16 protein-coding genes are annotated in these 18,862 nt (G+C 57.8%); 4 read left to right on the forward strand and 12 right to left on the reverse strand.

All coding sequences use genetic code 11. The features are described from left to right. A complete protein-coding gene (gene thiC / locus SIB73_RS13260) occupies nt 1-1,401 on the forward strand; it encodes a phosphomethylpyrimidine synthase ThiC (RefSeq protein ID WP_413404406.1) in 1,401 nt (466 codons plus the stop codon). A gap of 66 nt (nt 1,402-1,467) precedes the next feature. On the opposite strand, the gene SIB73_RS13265 is transcribed toward thiC, so the two are convergent. From SIB73_RS13265 to acpP, 4 genes are all read right to left on the reverse strand, one after another. After that, a complete protein-coding gene (locus SIB73_RS13265) occupies nt 1,468-2,406 on the reverse strand; it encodes a UDP-glucuronic acid decarboxylase family protein (protein WP_413404404.1) in 939 nt (312 codons plus the stop codon). Between the two features lie 80 nt (nt 2,407-2,486). Beyond that, a complete protein-coding gene (gene tkt, locus SIB73_RS13270) occupies nt 2,487-4,496 on the reverse strand; it encodes a transketolase (RefSeq protein ID WP_413404402.1) in 2,010 nt (669 codons plus the stop codon). 86 nt (nt 4,497-4,582) lie between these two features. Beyond that, a complete protein-coding gene (fabF, locus tag SIB73_RS13275) occupies nt 4,583-5,830 on the reverse strand; it encodes a beta-ketoacyl-ACP synthase II (RefSeq protein ID WP_413404400.1) in 1,248 nt (415 codons plus the stop codon). An 11-nt stretch (nt 5,831-5,841) separates the two neighbouring features. Continuing rightward, on the reverse strand, nt 5,842-6,084 hold the full coding sequence (acpP, locus tag SIB73_RS13280; protein WP_413324198.1) for an acyl carrier protein: 243 nt from the start codon (nt 6,082-6,084) through the stop codon (nt 5,842-5,844). A gap of 169 nt (nt 6,085-6,253) precedes the next feature. Between acpP and psaC the strand changes: the two genes are divergently transcribed. Beyond that, a complete protein-coding gene (psaC, locus tag SIB73_RS13285; protein ID WP_392345685.1) occupies nt 6,254-6,499 on the forward strand; it encodes a photosystem I iron-sulfur center protein PsaC in 246 nt (81 codons plus the stop codon). Between the two features lie 79 nt (nt 6,500-6,578). Beyond that, a complete protein-coding gene (glmS, locus tag SIB73_RS13290) occupies nt 6,579-8,483 on the forward strand; it encodes a glutamine--fructose-6-phosphate transaminase (isomerizing) (RefSeq protein ID WP_413406152.1) in 1,905 nt (634 codons plus the stop codon). On the opposite strand, the gene SIB73_RS13295 is transcribed toward glmS, so the two are convergent. The 7 genes from SIB73_RS13295 to SIB73_RS13325 form a co-directional block, all read right to left on the reverse strand. Further along, nucleotides 8,470-9,942: a mannose-1-phosphate guanylyltransferase/mannose-6-phosphate isomerase gene (locus SIB73_RS13295; RefSeq protein WP_413404398.1), complete on the reverse strand. Its 1,473-nt coding sequence runs from the start codon at nt 9,940-9,942 to the stop codon at nt 8,470-8,472. The genes glmS and SIB73_RS13295 overlap by 14 nt on opposite strands. Nucleotides 9,943-10,026: 84 nt before the next feature. Beyond that, the gene (rimM, locus tag SIB73_RS13300) at nt 10,027-10,584 is read right to left on the reverse strand and encodes a ribosome maturation factor RimM (RefSeq protein WP_413404396.1); all 558 of its coding nucleotides are present in this window, start codon (nt 10,582-10,584) and stop codon (nt 10,027-10,029) included. Nucleotides 10,585-10,608: 24 nt separating this feature from the next. Continuing rightward, nucleotides 10,609-11,466 carry a glycosyltransferase family 2 protein gene (locus tag SIB73_RS13305; protein ID WP_413404394.1) on the reverse strand — a complete coding sequence of 286 codons (858 nt, stop codon included), beginning with the start codon at nt 11,464-11,466 and terminating at the stop codon, nt 10,609-10,611. After that, nucleotides 11,445-12,272, reverse strand: a complete 828-nt coding sequence (locus tag SIB73_RS13310) for a glycosyltransferase (protein WP_413404392.1) — start codon at nt 12,270-12,272, stop codon at nt 11,445-11,447. Before SIB73_RS13310 ends, SIB73_RS13305 begins: the two co-directional genes overlap by 22 nt. Next, on the reverse strand, nt 12,250-13,371 hold the full coding sequence (locus SIB73_RS13315) for an HlyD family secretion protein (protein ID WP_413404391.1): 1,122 nt from the start codon (nt 13,369-13,371) through the stop codon (nt 12,250-12,252). Before SIB73_RS13315 ends, SIB73_RS13310 begins: the two co-directional genes overlap by 23 nt. Nucleotides 13,372-13,404: 33 nt before the next feature. Beyond that, entirely contained in the window at nt 13,405-16,383 is a 2,979-nt protein-coding gene (locus SIB73_RS13320) for a peptidase domain-containing ABC transporter (RefSeq protein WP_413404389.1), read from the reverse strand. After that, on the reverse strand, nt 16,380-17,009 hold the full coding sequence (locus tag SIB73_RS13325) for a peptidylprolyl isomerase (RefSeq protein ID WP_413404387.1): 630 nt from the start codon (nt 17,007-17,009) through the stop codon (nt 16,380-16,382). The genes SIB73_RS13320 and SIB73_RS13325 overlap by 4 nt, the downstream gene beginning before the upstream one ends. Here SIB73_RS13325 and SIB73_RS13330 point away from each other — a divergent pair. Beyond that, complete coding sequence (locus SIB73_RS13330; RefSeq protein ID WP_413404385.1) at nt 16,999-17,730, forward strand: tetratricopeptide repeat protein; 732 nt, start codon at nt 16,999-17,001, stop codon at nt 17,728-17,730. The two genes, SIB73_RS13325 and SIB73_RS13330, sit on opposite strands and share 11 nt — an antisense overlap. On the opposite strand, the gene SIB73_RS13335 is transcribed toward SIB73_RS13330, so the two are convergent. Further along, nucleotides 17,636-18,826 (reverse strand): glycosyltransferase family 4 protein, encoded by a 1,191-nt coding sequence (locus SIB73_RS13335; RefSeq protein ID WP_413439624.1) that lies wholly within the window; start codon nt 18,824-18,826, stop codon nt 17,636-17,638. The two genes, SIB73_RS13330 and SIB73_RS13335, sit on opposite strands and share 95 nt — an antisense overlap. Between the last annotated feature and the right edge of the window lie 36 nt (nt 18,827-18,862).

The raw sequence follows: 18,862 nt of genomic DNA on the forward strand, positions 1-18,862 counted from the left end.
ATGCGTGCTTCCTGGGTTCAGTCCCGTCGCGGACAGCCGAACGTGTCCCAGATGCATTTCGCCCGTCAGGGCCTGGTGACCGAGGAGATGGTCTATGTGGCCAGGAGGGAGAACCTGCCCGAGACCCTGGTGATGGAGGAGGTGGCACGGGGGCGCATGGTGATCCCTGCCAACATCAATCATGAAAATCTGGAGCCGATGGCGATCGGGATCGCCAGCAAGTGCAAGGTGAATGCCAACATCGGCGCCTCACCCAACGCCTCTGATGCCGAGGAAGAGGTCAAGAAGCTGAATCTGGCGGTGAAATACGGTGCCGACACCGTCATGGACCTGTCCACCGGTGGCGTCAACCTGGATGAGGTTCGAACGTCAATCATCAAGGCGTCGCCCGTGCCGATCGGCACGGTTCCCGTCTATCAGGCGCTGGAAAGTGTGCATGGCTCGATTGAACGCCTCTCTGAGGACGACTTCCTGCACATCATCGAGAAGCACTGTCAGCAGGGGGTTGATTACCAGACCATCCACGCTGGGCTGCTGATTGAGCACCTGGTGAAGGTGAAAGGCCGTATCACCGGGATTGTCAGTCGCGGAGGGGGCATACTCGCCCAGTGGATGCTGTATCACCACCGCCAGAACCCGCTCTACACGCGTTTTGACGACATCTGCGAGATTTTCAAGCGTTACGACTGCACGTTCTCACTGGGTGATTCGCTGCGCCCGGGCTGTCAGCATGATGCTTCCGATGCGGCTCAGCTTGCCGAGCTCCACACCCTTGGTGAACTGACGCGTCGTGCCTGGGAGAAGGATATTCAGGTAATGGTTGAGGGTCCAGGCCACGTGCCGATGGATCAGATCGAGTTCAACGTGAAAAAACAGATGGAGGAGTGCAACGAGGCACCTTTCTATGTTCTGGGCCCTCTGGTGACGGACATCGCACCTGGTTATGACCACATCACCTCGGCGATCGGTGCGGCCATGGCCGGCTGGCATGGCACGGCGATGCTCTGTTATGTGACACCGAAAGAGCACCTGGGTCTCCCCAATGCCGACGATGTGCGTGAGGGTTTGATTGCCTACAAGATCGCGGCACATGCGGCCGATATCGCCAGGCATCGTCCAGGTGCCCGTGATCGGGATGATGAGCTCAGCCGGGCTCGTTACGCTTTCGACTGGAACAAGCAGTTTGAATTGTCATTGGACCCCGAGCGGGCCAAGCAATATCACGATGAAACCCTGCCTGCTGATATCTACAAGCAGGCTGAATTCTGCTCGATGTGTGGCCCCAAACACTGTCCGATGCAGACCAAGATCACCGATGAGGATCTCGAAGGTTTGGAGAAGGTGCTGGAGGTGAAAGGTGGAGCTGAATTGTCCGGGGTGAAAATGGACAAGGCTGAGTAAGTCCGCTCTGAAGAGCATCACCCAGGATCATTGATTTTTTGGGTGATGATTTTCAGAGTTTTCGGGTTATCTGGTTCTGGTTTCGAGTGTTTCTCGAAACCAATTGATTGTCGGTTGAAGTCCTTCTTGGAGGGAGATTTTCGGCTCCCAGCCCAGTTCCCTCCTGGCAAGATCAATGACGGGTTGGCGCTGGAGAGGATCGTCCTGAGGTAGTGGCTTGCGGATCAGTTCAAGGTTGGGGTTGATCTGATCACGTACGAGCTCAGCCAGCTGGCGGATGGTGAATTCATTGGGGTTGCCGATATTGACGGGACCGGATGTATCCCCACTCATCAGTCGAAGCATGCCTTCGATCAGATCATCCACATAGCAAAACGATCTGGTTTGATTGCCCTCTCCATAGAGCGTCAGAGGTTTTCCCTGGAGGGCCTGAACGATGAAGTTACTCACCACACGTCCATCGTCCGGGAGCATGCGCGGTCCATAGGTATTGAAGATGCGCATCACCCGAATCTCCGTGCCGTGCATGCGCTGGTAGTCGAAACAAAGGGTTTCGGCAATGCGCTTGCCCTCGTCGTAACAGCTGCGAATTCCGATCGTGTTGACGCAGCCTCGGTAGCTTTCCGGTTGTGGGTGAATTTCTGGATCTCCGTAAACTTCGCTCGTGCTTGCCAGCAGGAAGCGAGCGCCAACCCGTCTTGCCAGGCCCAGCATGTTGTAAGTGCCAAGAAAACTTGTTTTGGCTGTTTTGATTGGGTTGAACTGGTAATGAATCGGTGAAGCGGGGCAGGCCAGATGCCAGATTCGATCAACTTCCAACTTGATCGGTTCAGTGACATCGTGGCGAATGAGTTCAAAATTAGGATGTCCAATCCATTCGTTGATATTCGACTTTCTTCCTGTGAAATAGTTGTCCAGGCAAATGACTTCTTCGTCCTTTTGCATCAGGCGATCAACCAAATGGGATCCGAGAAATCCAGCCCCGCCGGTGATGAGATTACGCATCTGATCCAGATCTCAATGGTGCTGATCAAAAAAAAGCGGAGGATTCAATCCTCCGCTTTGTGCATTCTGCAAAATTGGGCTCAGCCAAGTAATGCTCTGGATTTGGCCACGACGTTCTCCACGGTGAAGCCGAATTTCTCCATGCATGTGCCGCCAGGGGCTGAAGCCCCGAAGCGATTCATGGTGACGCTGTCTCCGTCAAGACCGATAAACCGGTGCCACCCGAAGCTTTCTGCGGCTTCAACGATGATTCGCTTGCGAACGGCACCGGGCAGCACCTCTTCCTTGTAAGCGTCGCTCTGCTCGTCAAACAATTCAACACAGGGCATCGAGACGACGCGGACTTTTTTGCCATCGGCGTTCAGCTGTTTGGAGGCCTGCACACAGAGGTCGAGTTCGGTGCCGGTACCGATCAGGATCAGATCGGGGGTTCCGTCGCAGTCTTCGAGGATGTAGCCACCCAGTGCCACTTTCTCAATCGAGGAATTGGCTTGATTCACCATGCCTTGTCGGCTGAGGCAGAGAGCACTGGGGCGATGGCGATTTTCAATCGCCAGCTTGTAGGCACCGCTTGTCTCGTTGCCGTCGCCTGGTCGGAACACCAGCATTCCCGGCATGGCCCTGAGTGAAGGGATTGTTTCGATCGGCTGGTGTGTGGGTCCGTCTTCACCAACGCCAATGGAGTCGTGGGTGAGCACATAGATCACGCCCAGCTCGCTCAGAGCCGACAGGCGCATCGAGCCGCGCATGTAGTCGGCGAAGACCAGGAAGGTTCCGCCGTAGGGGATCAGGCCACTGTTGTGATAAGCGATACCGTTCAGCACGGCTGCCATGGCGTGCTCACGCACACCGAAGTGCAGATAGCGCTTCTCGGGGGTTTCAGGCTGGTAGGAACCTGTTTCACCCTTGATGTCTGTGTAATTGGAGTGGGTGAGGTCTGCAGAGCCACCAATCAGTTCAGGCAGATTTGGGCCAAGAGCACCCAGGCAGATCTGGGAGTGCTTACGGGTGGCCAGCCCCTTGTCGTCAGGGGTGTAGGTGGGAAGGTCCTTGTCCCAGCCCTGGGGCAGTTCACCGCGCAGCATGCGCTCGAACTCCGCTGATTCTGTTGGGTACTTGGAGCGATAGGTGGCGAGAGTTTGGTTCCACTCGGCTTCCAGACTGGCCCCGCGATCGATGGCCTGTCGGAACTGGTCGTAAGCGTCCTGGGGTACTTCGAAGGGGCCGTAGTTCCAGCCCAGCTGTTGACGGGTCAGTTCCGTTTCCTCGTCTCCGAGGGGAGCTCCGTGCACGCCGGCCGTATCGCTCTTGTTGGGTGAGCCGAAGCCGATGGTGGTTGTGATCTTGATGATCGATGGCTTGTCGGTGACAGCTTTGGCGGCTTCGATCGCCTTGGCGATGCCATCCACATCGGTGTTGCCGTCAGCGACGTGCTGCACGTGCCAGCCGTAGGCTTCATAACGCTTGAGTACGTCCTCGGTGAAGGACACGTTCGTGCGGCCATCGATGGTGATGTGATTGTCGTCGTAAAGAGCAATCAGTTTGCCCAGCTTCAGGTGGCCAGCCAATGACGCTGCTTCGGAAGACACCCCTTCCTGATTGCAGCCATCGCCCATGATCACGTAGGTGAAGTGATCGACAACGGTGGCGTCGGGCTTGTTGAACTTCGCGGCGAGGTGAGACTCGGCAATCGCCAGACCCACAGCATTGGAAATACCAGCGCCCAGTGGGCCTGTGGTCACTTCGATGCCAGGGGTCTCGAAGGTTTCAGGGTGTCCCGGTGTTTTTGAGCCCCATTGGCGGAACTGTTTGATGTCATCGATCGACACCGAGTCGTAGCCGGTGAGATGCAGCAGCGCGTACTGCAACATGCAGCCATGGCCGGCTGACAGCACGAAGCGATCTCTGTTGAACCACTTGGGGTTCTTGGGGTTGTGATGCAGGAACTTGTCCCAGAGGGTGTACCCCATCGGTGCACAACCCATCGGCAGGCCAGGGTGGCCGCTCTTGGACTTGTTAATTGCATCCACGGCCAGCATGCGAATGCTGTTGATGCAGAGGGTGTCGAGAGAAGCGGGCGCGGCGACCATGGCGTGAGCTTGGAGAAGCAGTAAGAGGTTGGAGCAGTCTGAAACAGCATGGTCAGGGGCACCGGTGGTGAACCTGAACCAGGGGTTCAGTTCATGCGCTTGAAGGCAAGGCAGACGTTGTGGCCGCCGAAGCCGAACGAGTTGGACAACACCGTTCCCAGTGTGTGCTCACGGGCGGTGTTGGGCACCACATCGAGATCACAGTCGGGGTCGGGATTGCTGTAATTGATGGTTGGAGGGACAGCATTGTGCTGCAGTGCCAGCACACAGGCCACGGCTTCGATGCCCCCGGAGCCGCCCAGCAAATGGCCGGTCATCGACTTGGTTGAGCTCACCGGGATTGAGCTGGCGCGATTGCCAAGGGCACTCTTGATGGCGGCAGTTTCGTTGCTGTCGTTGGCAGGAGTGCTGGTGCCGTGAGCATTCACATAATCGATGCTTTCAGCATTGAGGCCAGCGTCATCCAGGGCAAGACGCATCGCGGCTGCACCGCCAACACCGCCGGGGGTTGGAGAGGTGATGTGGTGGGCGTCGCATGTGGTGCCATAACCAACAATTTCAGCCAGGATCGTGGCGCCGCGGGCTTCGGCATGACTGAGTGTTTCCAGCACCAACAACCCTGAGCCCTCACCGATCACAAAACCGTCTCGTTCCTTGTCGAACGGGCGACTGGCCGTGGCTGGATCATCGTTGCGAAAGGACAGTGCCTTGGCACTGGCAAAACCGGCCACCCCCAACGGCGTGATGGCGGACTCAGCACCGCCGCAAACCATTGCATCAGCTTTGCCCAGTTGCAGCAGACGGAATGCATCTCCGATCGCATTCGATCCCGCAGCACAGGCTGTGGCCACGGCTGAACTGGGCCCCTTTGCACCAAGGGCGATCGCAGCAAGGCCGGTGGCCATGTTGGGAATCATCATCGGCACTGTGAACGGACTCACCCGTCCGGGACCCTTCCCCTCAAGCACATGGGCCTGGGTTTCCATCGTGAGCAGCCCTCCGACTCCAGAGCCAATGCTCACTCCGATCCGGTCGGCGTTGGCCTCGGTGATCTTCAGACCTGCATCGTCAAGGGCCTGTTTGGCTGCGACAACACCGAACTTGCAATAACGATCCCAGCGCTTTGCGTCCTTGGGTTCAATGAATCCAGCCGGATCGAATTGCTTCACTTCAGCGGCGAATCGGCAGGCGTGCCGTGAGGCATCAAACAGTGAAATTGTTGCTACCCCATTCCTGCCGGAGGTGAGGCCGGACCAGTACTCGGCGACGTTGTTGCCGATCGGCGTCACCGCGCCGAGGCCCGTGACCACAACGCGTTGGAGACCCTCCACCATGCTGCCGATCCTCAGGCTTGCTTGTCTTCGATGTATTTGACGGCGTCACCGACTGTGGCGATGCCCTCAGCAGCTTCGTCTGGAATTTCGATGTCAAAGGCCTCTTCCAGTGCCATGACCAGCTCGACGGTGTCGAGGGAGTCAGCACCCAGATCATTCTGAAAATTGGATTCGGGCTTGACTTCGCCCGCATTGACGCTGAGCTGCTCTGCCACGATCGAGCGGACTTTTTCGAGGATCGCTTCCTGGGACATGGCCGTGAAGACGGGACGCCGCATCCTACGGGCTGGCCCCGTTCTTTCAAACTTCGTGATTTGACACCGAACCTGGCGTTAACAACAGTGACGGCCCGTCGCAAGCCAGCCCTCAGTCTCGACACTCCCCTTTAAGTTATTCCCAAGTCACCTGCTGCGAGACGGGAGCATGTCCCACGCCGTCAAGATCTACGACACGTGCATCGGCTGCACACAGTGCGTCCGCGCATGCCCTCTTGATGTGCTCGAAATGGTGCCTTGGGACGGCTGCAAGGCTGGTCAGATCGCCTCATCCCCTCGCACAGAAGACTGTGTTGGATGCAAGCGCTGTGAAACAGCCTGCCCCACCGACTTTCTCAGTATCAGGGTCTATCTGGGGAACGAGACCACCAGAAGCATGGGTCTTGCGTACTGATCGGCGCATCAACCACAGAGTTTCTTTTTAAGCCCTCTTAACTCATAAGCTCTGCCCGGCATTGCCCGGGCTTTTTAGTATGTGCGGAATCGTTGCGGTGATTGGTTCCAGAGAAGCTGCGCCACTGCTGCTGGAGGGTTTGCGGCAACTGGAATATCGCGGATATGACTCCGCTGGTATCGCCACCATCGAGACCTCGACCTCAGACGCTGCCGCCAGGCTTCATTGCATTCGTGCCAAGGGTAAGCTCGCGAATCTCACCGAGAAGGTGGAGCGGGTATCTGCGCCTGGTTTCTGTGGAATCGGCCATACCCGCTGGGCAACCCATGGCAAGCCCGAGGAGCACAACGCTCACCCTCACTGTGATGGCCCTGGGCAGGTGGCGGTGGTGCAGAACGGCATCATCGAAAACCACAGGGCCCTGCGTGAGCAACTCGCCGGTGCAGGAGTCAACTTCCGCTCAGATACCGATACCGAAGTGATTCCGCATCTGCTTTCAGCGGAATTACAGCGGCTGCGCAGTGATGGTTTGCCTGCCGACGGCAGCACGCTTTTGCTTGCCGTGCAAACCGTGCTTCCGAAACTGCAGGGTGCCTATGCCCTTGCGGTGTTGTGGGCTGATGTTCCAGGCGCTCTGGTAGTCGCTCGCAAAGCAGCACCACTGTTGATCGGTCTGGGTGAGGGCGAGTTCATCTGTGCAAGCGATACGCCTGCGCTGGCTGGCTTCACTCGCACAATCCTGCCGCTTGAAGATGGAGAGGTGGCGCTGCTCAGTCCGCTTGGCATTGAGCTCTACGACGCTGAGGGTGAGCGTCAGCAGCGGAATCCATCCCTGCTCAGCGGTGAGGACCAGGTGGCCGACAAGCGCCAGTTCCGCCACTTCATGCTCAAGGAGATTCATGAACAGCCAGACACAGCACGCCTATGGGTGGAAAGGCATCTGCCGCTGAATCTGCAGGGTTCCAATCCTGTGGCCCTGCCTTTTGATCAAGACTTTTACGCCGGGATCGAGCGCATTCAGATTCTGGCCTGCGGCACCAGTCGACATGCCGCTCTCGTTGGGGCCTATCTGCTGGAGCAATTTGCGGGAATTCCTACCACTGTGTTTTATGCCAGTGAGTTTCGCTACGCACCTCCTCCACTCGCTCCCAACACGCTCACCATCGGTGTCACCCAATCCGGTGAAACGGCAGACACGTTGGCAGCTCTGGCCATGGACGCTGAGCGGCGACAGGTTCAGGCGGATCCGGCTTATGCCCCTCGTCAGTTAGGCGTGACCAATCGGGTGGAGAGTTCACTGGCTCGCCAGGTCTCCTACATCCTTGATATCGGAGCCGGCATCGAGGTCGGCGTTGCAGCCACAAAGACATTCCTCGGTCAGTTGCTGTCGTTCTATGCCCTTGCACTGGCCTTTGCAGCACGGCGCGGCAGCCGCAGCGAGTCAGAGATTGCTGCGTTGGTCAGTGAGTTACGTGGTTTGCCGCAACAGCTCAGTGCCCTTGTGGAGCAACATGATCAGCTTTCGGAGGCATTGGCCCACCGTTTTGCAGAAACCCAGGATGTGATTTTCCTCGGGCGCGGCATCAACTACCCGATTGCTCTGGAAGGAGCTCTGAAACTCAAGGAAATCAGTTACATCCACGCAGAGGGTTACCCGGCCGGCGAGATGAAACATGGACCGATTGCACTGCTCGATACGCACGTACCGGTCATCTCCATTGCCGTACCTGGCGTCGTGTTCGAAAAAGTGCTCAGTAATGCACAGGAGGCCAAGGCCCGGGATGCTCAGCTGATCGGTGTGGCCCCCATCTGCGCCGACACGGAGTTGTTTGATGAACTCCTTCCGGTTCCTGACGCGAGCGAGTGGATCAGCCCCTTGCTCACGGTGGTGCCAATGCAACTGCTGAGCTATCACATTGCAGCTCACCGAGGTCTGGACGTGGATCAGCCCAGGAATCTGGCCAAGAGCGTCACTGTGGAGTGATTGCAGCCTGGGCTGCCGCTGCGATGTCGCTGCGGCCGTAGACGTCATCAAAGCGCACAATGTCATCTTCACCCAGATAGGCGCCGCTCTGCACTTCGATCAGTTCCACGGGGATGCGACCCGGGTTGGTGAGACGGTGTTTGCAGCCGAGCGGGATGTAGGTGCTCTGGTTTTCGCCCACCATCTCTGTTTTTCCATCACGTTCCACCAGGGCTGTACCACTGACCACGATCCAGTGTTCGGCGCGGTGATGATGCATCTGCAAGGAGAGGCTGGCACCTGGTTTCACCGATATGCGTTTGACCTGCCAGCGGCTGTCTTCCACCACGCCGGTGTAGGAACCCCAGGGACGATAAATCTTGCGGTGTGCTTTGCCCTCCGGGCTGCCATCAGCTTCCAGTTGCTTCACAACCGTTTTGACGTTCTGGGCCTGGCTGCGGTCGGCGATCAGAACGGCATCATCGGTTTCGACCACCACCAGGTTTTCCACGCCCAGGCCCACAACGAGGCGGTGCTCACTGCGCAGGTAGCAGTTTCGGCTGCCTTCACTAATCACCCTTCCGCGCAGCACATTGCCATCGTCGTCGTGATCGGCGGTGTCCCACAGGGCACTCCAGCTGCCGACGTCGCTCCAGCCTGCTGAGAGAGGCAGCACTGATCCCAGCTTGGTTTGTTCCATTACGGCCACATCGATGGAGTCATTGGGGCACTTTGCGAAAGCTTCGCGTTCGAGGCGCAGGAAATCGAGGTCTGCCTCATCTTGTTCAAGTGCTGCGCGACAACAGCTCACCACCTCAGGTGCCAGGCGCTCAAGCTCTGCCAGTATGGCACTGGCTTTGAACAGGAACATGCCACTGTTCCAGGTGAATCGGCCGCTGGCCAGGAACTGTTCGGCAGTGGCCAGGTCGGGCTTTTCCACGAAGCGAGCGATCGGCACTGGCTTCAGGGAACCGGTGTCCAGTGATTCGGCGGCTTCGATGTAGCCGTAGCCGGTTTCAGGTGATGTCGGCACGATGCCAAAGGTCACCAGTCGCCCGGCCTCGGCTGCAATGCGACCCGCCTCAATCGCTGACTGAAAGTGCTCTGCATCTCGAATGACGTGGTCTGCAGCCAGGACAAGCAGCAGTGGGTCTTCACCGCGGGCCGTGGCCTGTAGGGCCGCCACTGCGACAGCTGGGGCCGTGTTGCGTCCCATGGGTTCGAGGAGAATGGCCTCCGGGTCAACCCCGATCTGGCGCATCTGTTCGGCCACGATGAAGCGGTGATCGTTATTGCAGATAAGCAGAGGAGAATTGAGACTCTTAATTCCTTCAAGGCGCTGCTGAGTCTGCTGCAGCAGGGTTTCCTCGCCACTTCCGCCAAGGGGCCAGTATTGCTTCGGATAGCTGGCTCTCGAGAGAGGCCAGAGACGAGTGCCTGTGCCACCGCAGAGGATCACCGGAGTCAGAGGGGTGGTCACGCGTTCGGTGGCGATTCGCTAGCCATTTTTACGTACTCGGTCAAGTCCTGTCATCACATTTGGTCAAGGGCTTTATCACAAGTGTTAAAGCTCAAGCAAGCCTGGCGGAGGTGTGAGCAGCAGCCAGCCTTCCTCCAAGTGCACCTCTGGAACAATCGCTTCAACAAAAGGAATCAGCAGTTTGTGGCCGTCGTTTCTCGTGATCTCAAGCAGATCGTTGCCGCCACTGATCAGGTCACTCACCAGGCCGATCATTTCACTTGAGTTGTTGAGACGGGCTTCAAGGCCAACCAGGTCGAGCAAGTGAAATTCACCTTCCTGCAGCTCGGGTCGATCTGCTGAACTCACAAGAAGTTTCTGACCCACCAGAGCCTGGGCTGCCTCTCGGTTGTCGATCCCTTCGAAGCAAACGATGAACAGACTTTTTCCCGGTAGTTGCCGCCCATTGGTGAGGATGACCTCTTTAGGTGATGTTCCCTGGGCCTGCAGCCAGCGGGGGCCTGGCTTTGTGAAGCGTTCGGGGAAATCACTGGCAGGGTTGACGCGCAGCTCGCCGCGTAGTCCCTGCACGCCTACCACTTTGCCAACGGGTAGCCAGGGGTCGGCTAGAGACGGATCTGTTGTTGGATCACCACCGGACATAACCAGACTTATGGAATGTTCCGATCATGCTTTCCAGCGTTGAAGAAGGGTGATCAGGGCTTGCGGCCACCATGCCAGTCGTTGCAACCAGCTCAGTCCAAGGCGTTGATGCAGGCAAAGCCATTGGCAACGACGCGAGCTGAAACGCTCGATCAAGCGTTGCATCAGTTGCTCTTGCTGTTTGTGCGGTCCGCTGTGGTTGGCGCCATGGCGTCGATGCGCGATCAAGCGCTGGCGGCAGGCAATCAGTCCGTGCTGCTGACAGGCCACCAGGGCAAGCCACCAGTCGTGAAGCACAGCCTCGTTCGGGATCGGCAGAGCGCATTGCAGCAGCGATCGATTGCAGAGGATCGTGCATCCCGTGACTTGGTTCCTCTGAGCAAGATGCACCAGTGAGCAATGTTGTGGATTCACCTGGTGCCATTGCCAAAGCGAGCGGCTCAGTTGATGTCCTTGAGCATCAATCAACGTCGCATCGGAATGTAGTAAGAGAGGCTGCTGCTGTCCGAGCTTGGATTTCGATTCTGTGGCCTGAAGTTGTTGCAGGCCGGTTTTTAGACGATCAATATGCCAGACATCATCTTGATCGCAGAGTGCGATGTAAGGCGCCTGGCTGGCGAGCAGCAGGCGGTTGAAAGCTTGCGTTGGGCCCAGGCGCTTGTGAAGGGGAGCGAGAAGCTTGATCCAGCCGCGATGTGCCTTGATCCAGCGATTGAGAATGCTGAGGGTGCCGTCTGTGGAACCGTCGTCATTCATCAGTACGCGGGTTGGCTTCAGGCTCTGCCTCTGCAGGCTTTCCAGCTGTTGCTCTAGGTAAGGCGCTCCATTCCAGGTGGCGAGCAACACTTCAACATTGGGTATCACCAGAGCTGCAGGCCCCATTTGCGAAAGTAGTGCCAGGCGCTGTGTAAATTCACCAGGGTGAGCCAGATGCTGCTGTAACTGCCTCTGCCCCAGTGGTGAGTCACGGTTGTGATCGGCAGGTTCACGGTTGGGCCATGGCTTGCGAGGCGGCGGGTGATGTCGGCGTCCTCGAAGTAGAGGAAGAAACGGGGGTCAAAGCCACCGATCGCTTGCACGGCCCAGCCGCGCATCCATAGGCAACAGCCACTCAGGTAGGTCGATTTGAACACCTGCGAATAGGGCTGATCGCGCATGGTGTACCAGTGGTCATAGCGACGTAGACGATGCGGTTTCAGTCGACGGGGAATGAAGCGGCGGCTCAACAGGGCCAGCAGGGTGGGATTGCGCTTGCAGAGAAACTGGCGACGGCCGTTGGGGAAGCGCAGCTCCGGTGAGGCGGCGGTGACGTCGGGGTGTTGTTCGAGCCAGCAGACCAGCCGTTCAAATCCCGAACTGTCCCAGGACAGGTCTGTGTTCAGTACTGCTACCAGGGGAGGCACACCATGCTGGGTGCACCATTGGTGCCAAAGCTGATTAAAACCACGTCCAAAGCCTGGATTGGCATGTTGAACGATGGCCATGTCGGCTTTGGGCAACAAAGCTTCAGCGGCCTCGCCTGGTCGATGGTTGTTAATGACCACGGCATATCGAAACCTATCTGACAGTTGAGACAAACAACTGATGATCCGCTCAATATGCTCAGCCGGTGGGTGGTGGGCGATCAGCACCAACAGCACACGAACTTGTTCGCCGCTTTCAGCTTCAGCGCATGCTGCGGACGGCATCGGCTGTGCGAGTTAAGCGGCTGAAAAACAATTGCAGCGGTGTCAGTTTTTGCAAGTTGATCTGAGCGTTCAAGGCCATACCTGGCTGTAATTCGAAACTCTTGCCGTCTTTCTTCAATGTTTGTCCGCTGAGATCGAGACTGACAGGGAAATGGGGGTAGTCGTAAGGAGGCTCCGGAGGTAATGAGTCCTGACTCACGAGGCTGACCTTGGCTGGCAGGGTGCCGTAAACGCTTTTGTCGTAGCTGGTGAAGGCAATCTCAGCAGTTTGCCCAGCTCGAATAAAACCGATATCGGAATCTCTGGCGAAGGTCTGGGCTTGCAGTTCATCGTTGGGAACCAGCTTGAGCAGCGCTTCGTTGCCATTCGCCACCTGGCCTGTCTGAGCCTGAAGATCGATCACGGTGCCGGACACCGGCGCACGCAGCGTGACCAGATCCAATTTGGAGCGGGCGTCCACCAGCTCGGCGCGCAGCTGGGCCTGGGTGCGCTGTGATTCAAAATTCAGAGTCTGCTCCTCCTGGCGAGCTTCGGCCAAGTTGCGACGAGTGATTTCGAGTTCTCGTTCCTTTTCGATCACCTGTATCTGAGAGGTGCCTCCCTCTGCTGCCAGGGCTCGGATCGGAGCCAGAAGCCGTTCATCGATGTCGAGCTGGCGCTCGAGACCGGTGATGCGTTCGCGGATACGGGCCTGATCCGACTGCTGGCGACTGATTTCCGATTCCAGTTGGCTGCGTAGTTCGGCCACTTCACTGCGTTGAACGCGTGGATCAAGCACCACCAGCGCCTGGCCGGCTTCCACCCTTTGGCCGCTTTGAACCAGCACTTCGCGCACCACCCCTCGCTCTGGTGTGGTGAGGTCCTGAGTGCTGCGGCGGGTGACCAGCCGGCCAGGCACCGTGACCACCTGATTAACCTTCACCAGAGCTGCAAAGCTGATCAGCCCCAGGATCAGCACTGAGAGGCTGCCAGCCAACACTGCTGGAAGCACGGGAGAAGGGCGTGTTTCCAGACGAAGGGCTTCCTCCTCATCGGCATCAAGACGTGATCGCCGGCTATGGACCAGTGCAGAGCTGGTGTTGGACTTCGAGCGAGCCATGGGTGCCTGGTTGAGTCGGAAAGATCGGAGGGGTCAGGCGGCGTGAGCCTGCTGTTGGGCGGCGAGGCTGGCAAAGGAGCCTTGCATCGCCATCAATTCGTTCCAACAGCCATCCTCAAGCAGAACGCCGCTGTCGAGCATCAAAATGCGATCAGCGTTGCGCAAACAGGCAAGCCGGTGAGTGACGATCACCAGGGTGAGACCGGCGAAACGCTGATGCAATCGTTCGATCACGATGCTTTCTGTGGTGGGATCCAGGGCCGAGGTGGCCTCATCAAGGATCACCAGCCGAGGGTTTTGCAGCACCATGCGAGCGATGGCAATGCGTTGTTTCTGACCTCCGGAGAGCCCGCCTCCTCGTTCGCCAACCCGGGTGTTGTATCCATCTGGAAGCTTCATGATGAATTCATGGGCGCAGGCCACTCTGGCGGCGTCAATCACGGCCTCGTAGGGGGCATCAGGCATGTTGAGTCGCAGGTTGTCGAGCACCGTTCCATCGAAGAGGATCGATTCCTGGGGGACGAAACCCACCTGCCGGCGCAGACTGCCGATCTGAACCTTGCTGATGTCGGTTCCGTCGATGTAAATACGCCCCTCTTCGGGTTGATAGAGACCGTCGATCAGCTGCACCAGAGTGCTCTTGCCACTGCCACTGGTGCCTACCAGACCAATCACCTGGCCAGCTTCCAGCGACACGGAGAACTGATCGAGCTGGCGTTTGCTGGTGAGGCCATAGGAAAACGAGACATTTTCCAGGTCGATGCGACCTTCGATTGCAGGCAGAGGAAGCATATAGCTTGAAGCCAAAGAATCCTCTGGCTTTTGACCAAGCACGTCTGCGAGGGAATCCATTGCGGCACGGGCATCCTGGTATTGGTCTGACACCGTGGATAATTGGATCATTGAGCTCGCAAGCTGTCCGCCAAGGATCAGGAATACGAAGATGGAACCGACAGAGGTTCCACCTTGAACGACCAAAACGGCGCCCACCATCATCAGAACGAGTCGGGTCCCCTTAGGAATCAGGAAATTCAGTTCACGCGCAAAGACTTGCAGTCGTTGCAGTTGGAAGTCTTCGCTGGAAAAGCTTCGATAGCGCTGAAGCCACTGCCACCGGGCTTGAGTTGCAAAGTTCTGGGTTTTGACTGTCCGGATGGCGCTAAGGCATTCCACAAGAAACCCCTGAGCCCGCGACCAAGCCCTGTTGCGTCGGGTGATGCCGCGTTTGATTGGTTTGCTGCTGAACCAGGTGGCCAAGAACATCAGTGGAATTTTGCTCAGCACAACCAGCGCGAGGATGGGCTGAATTGCGAACATAACCAGTGCCACTAATGGGATGAACACCAGATCAAGGGCGGTGTTGATCACGGTTCCTGTGAGGAAGCTGCGTACCCGGCGCAGGTCGTTGAAGCGGCTGGAGAGATCGCCGACAGTACGCCGATCAAAAAATTTCATTGGCAGTCGGAACATGTGCCCCACCACCTGACTACCGAGGCTGGTGTCGATACGGTCAGAGAGATCGACTATGAGGTTGTTCTGCAGCAGCGCCAGAACCCCCTTTACCACCACAATCAAACTCATCATCAGCCCGATTGGCCAAAGCAGGCTCAGATCGCGGGTTGTAATTACGACATCCACGATTTGAAGAATGGCGAGCGTGAAGCCAATCTCCAGCACCTTGTTGGTGAAGCCAGCAATAAATACCAGCCCCATCTGAGCGCGGTAAGGGCTAATGACTTGCCAGAACCAGCCCAGATCAAATCGGCTTGCCTGGGCGTCGACATCAGCAGATTCCGCTGGCCTGACCAGCATCAGCTGGAAGCCATCAGGGCTGAGCTGCTGAAGTTCTGTAGTGCTCAATGAAACAAGGCCGCGGCTTGGGTCAGCCACCACCAAGCCACGAGGACTGGCCTCCTCGATCAGCAGGAAACGGTCCTGCAATTTCACCAGCGCTGGTGGCTGCAGCCGATGCAGTTGCTTGGCAGGTGCGTTGAGCGGTCTTACCTCCAAGCCGAGGCTTTCCAGGATCTGACCCAGGTGCAGCAAGGAGATCCCACCCAGTCGCTGATCGCAGTCGAGCAATACTTGCTCCACCATGTCCCGAGGAAAGGGGAAGCGATAGCGGCTGGCCAGCCTTTGCAGGCAAATGAGTGCTGTGTCCAGAGGACCATCGCCGCGCTCATGCATCGGAGGTAACCGTCTTCTGCCGCTGCTGAGTCCGAGCTCTTCAGGATCAATGGGCCCTGGTAAGTCGTCGGCATCGCCGGCCTGGCGCCAGAGATCTTCGTGAACGCGCCCATCAGCTTTGTCGGCGGATTGCGGTCGGGTGCGGCGAGCAGACAGGGCTTCGTCGAGGGCGGCACGCTGGATGCCAATCAAGCGTCCGCCGAAGGGCAATGCGTTGCTGGCCGAATCTGCTTTCCAGTGTTTGATCTCACTCCCTACGGGGGATTCACTGGGTAAAGGTGCGCTTTGCAGCCACAAATACTCAGAGTCAAGATCAGTCGTATCCCCGAGCTGCTCGCCGATGACAAGTTGGAGTGCGCCGGGACGCCAAAGTTCTGCAAGCAGGCCCGGTAGATCGTCGTAGCGTTGGGGTTGACGAGCTAGCCATGCCAGCAGCAGTTCGGCGAGTTCGCTGCGGTTGGGTTCAAGGCAGCCCTGTTGTAGCGAAGGGTCCAGACCGAGCAGCTCAAGAAACAGTTTGGCAGGAAGCGCTGCCACCAGGGTGGGCTCCATGGCGATCGCTGCTTCACAGGGGCGGTTGCGCAACAATCCACACCAGCCCACCGCATCGCCGCTGCCAAGCCGGGCCAGCGTGAAGGGCCCTGTGGCTGGATCATCGGCGATCAGGCGTACGGCTCCTTCAGCGATGAACATCACCTGATGGGGCAGCCGATCGGCTTGTAACAGTGCCTGACCGGTTCGATAGCGCAGCCACTGCAGCTTGGATCGCTGAGAGGCAAGAACTCCCTGCAGTGGTACGGGTAGCGACGAAGTGTCTTGACTCATGGAAGGGGTAGGGAGCAGACCGATTCGGGCCGTGGATCGGAGGCCAGCAGGGTGTTGATCGTGTTTGTAAGCCAGTCGCGATGGAGGCGCAGTGTCAGCTCGCGGCTGGTGGCGTCGTCCCACTGGGCCGGGAGGCGGCTATCCAGTCGCAGCACAATGCTGCGTCCGTTGGGAATGCGCAAGGGGGGTTGGATCACTCCAGGCTGCGCGCGAAGCACCATGCGATCCAGTGGGGCTTGCAATTCTTCGATGCGAAGGGGGCCTACGTGACCGCCACTGTCGCGACTGCTTCCCAGAGATTGGGGTGCCAATTTCCCAAAGTCGGCATCGCCATCCTGAAGTTTGAAATACCACTCCTGGGCGAGATGGGTGTCATCGCTCTGAAGCACAGAAAGGCAAACTCGATCGAGGGCGGATCCCAGCTCCAGAAAGCGTTGCCGAGCCGCAACTTCAAACGTTTCTGATTGCCACTGCTCGAGGCTTTGATCACCACGTACGCAGGCTTCGATGCTGCGTCCCAACCAGAGGGTGAACAGATCCACCCGCTCCAGGGCTTCGCGCAGCTCTGAGTTGGGCCAGCTCAGGTCACACTGTCGTGGTTGATCGTTTGAGGAGGTGAGGGTCATTCAAGAGCAACCGACTGTGCAGCATCGGCTCAATGCCTTATGGGCATCGCTCCATCAAGCTGTTGACGATTGTGCATGGGAACAGGCCGAGGGTCTACTGCGCCGTTTTCTGCAGCTTGCGCCTGCTTCACCGCTCGAGGTGTGGGACACGCTTGGTTATGTGCTGTTGATGCAGGGCGACTATCGAGGATGTCAGCTTGTTTTGGAGCCGCGGCGTGTCGATCCCGCCAGGAGTTTTTGGCTAGAGCACAAGCTCGGTGATGCCCATCGCGGGCTCAATCAGCTGCATGCTGCAATCGACTGCTACAGGCGAAGTCTCGATGACGGTTCCGATAGCCCAATTACGTGTCGCAATCTATTGCAAGTTTTGGATTCTCTTGATCCAGCCTTGGCAATTCAGGAACTGCAAAGTTGGCAGCAAGCGGGCACACCGTCTTCTGGCGCCTGGGATGGGGCCCGTCAGGCTGCTGCACTTTTGCCAGGTTTGGCTTTGGCCGAACAGCTTTTTTTGTTCGGTCAGGCGGATGCCTTCTGCAGGCAGCGACTTTTGGAGGATGCCTGCTACGCCTTTGATCAGCAACGTGTGCAGTCGTTACTCGCGGCAGCGCAGAGCAGCCCAGAGGGTTTCAGTAGCTGGGAGCTGGCATTGCAGCAGCGTCTACAGGCGCTGGGTTTGGCGGCAGCCACCAGCGACCAAGCCTTTGACGCACTACTGCGCTGAGTCGCTTACTGCTGAGTCGTTCCTGTGCCACCTTCTGACCGCGCAAGCCCAGTTGGACGGCGTACTCTGAATTCATAGCGAGCCGTCGCATGGCTTTTGCAGCACTTTTGATATCAGGTTCAGCCCAAGTCGTACCTGCCATGTAGTCACCGCGGGTGCGCTCGATCGTCCTTAGCGACCATGGAATCAGTTCAGCGCTGCCAGGAGGCATGAAATCGAGGTTGCCGGAATAGCCAGTGGCGATGACTGGTATCCCCATCCCCATGGCATCCGCGAGGGTGAGCCCGAACCCTTCACTGCGGTGCAGGCTCACGAGGGCATCCGCTCGGTCGTAAAGAGCATCGAGCTCTGCTTGAGGCAACAATGCTTCGATCCAGCGAACGCGTCGATCACCCTTAGCGAGGTTTTTCAGGGCTCGGGCCTGTTCAGGGAACTGTTCGGCGCTGCTGGCCTTGACCAGTAGTTGTACGTCAGGGCCTGAATTGTCTTGGCGAGGAAAAGCTTGTTGAAAGGCTCGGATCACGGCTTCGGGATTTTTGCGCTCAGGAGTGCTCCAGAAATCGAACAGAGTGAGGAAGGTGAAGGGTCGTGCGTCACTGGTCTGACGAAAAACTTTTCGTGCCTGGTTGCGTTCTCGCAGGTGGCTCCAGTCCGGAAGGTGGGGCAAGGCGATCACAGGCACAGGGCTGCGCTGGGCCAGAGCCTGGGCTGTGAAGCTGCTGGGGCACCAGATCTCGTGATAGCCGCCGAAAAAGCGTTCCCAGCCGGCAGGGAATTGTTCCAGCTCCCAGGCCCAGTAGCCGATCCGTAGTGGAGCGGTCAGTGGGTGACGTTCCAGCAACTCCGGATTGCTGGAGAGAATGTTGGGGTTGGTATGAACGAAATCCACTTGATGGTGGATGTCATCACTCCCCAATTCATGACTGTCGCAAGGCAGTTCCTGAACAGCGGCATGGCTTGCCAGGGCCAGATCCACATAGCTCAGCTGGCAGCCCGCTGCCTCCAGGCAACGCGCTGTGGCCTTGGCACCACCAGCAAGCCCGAAGCCGGCACGCAGATGGCCATAAAAGCGGATATGCATACCGAATCCACTCAATTTGAAGGTGATAATGGGCGGATAAAGCTCATGGTC

The sequence above is a fragment of the Synechococcus sp. MIT S9509 genome, assembly GCF_047303035.1.
GTDB lineage: Bacteria > Cyanobacteriota > Cyanobacteriia > PCC-6307 > Cyanobiaceae > Synechococcus_C.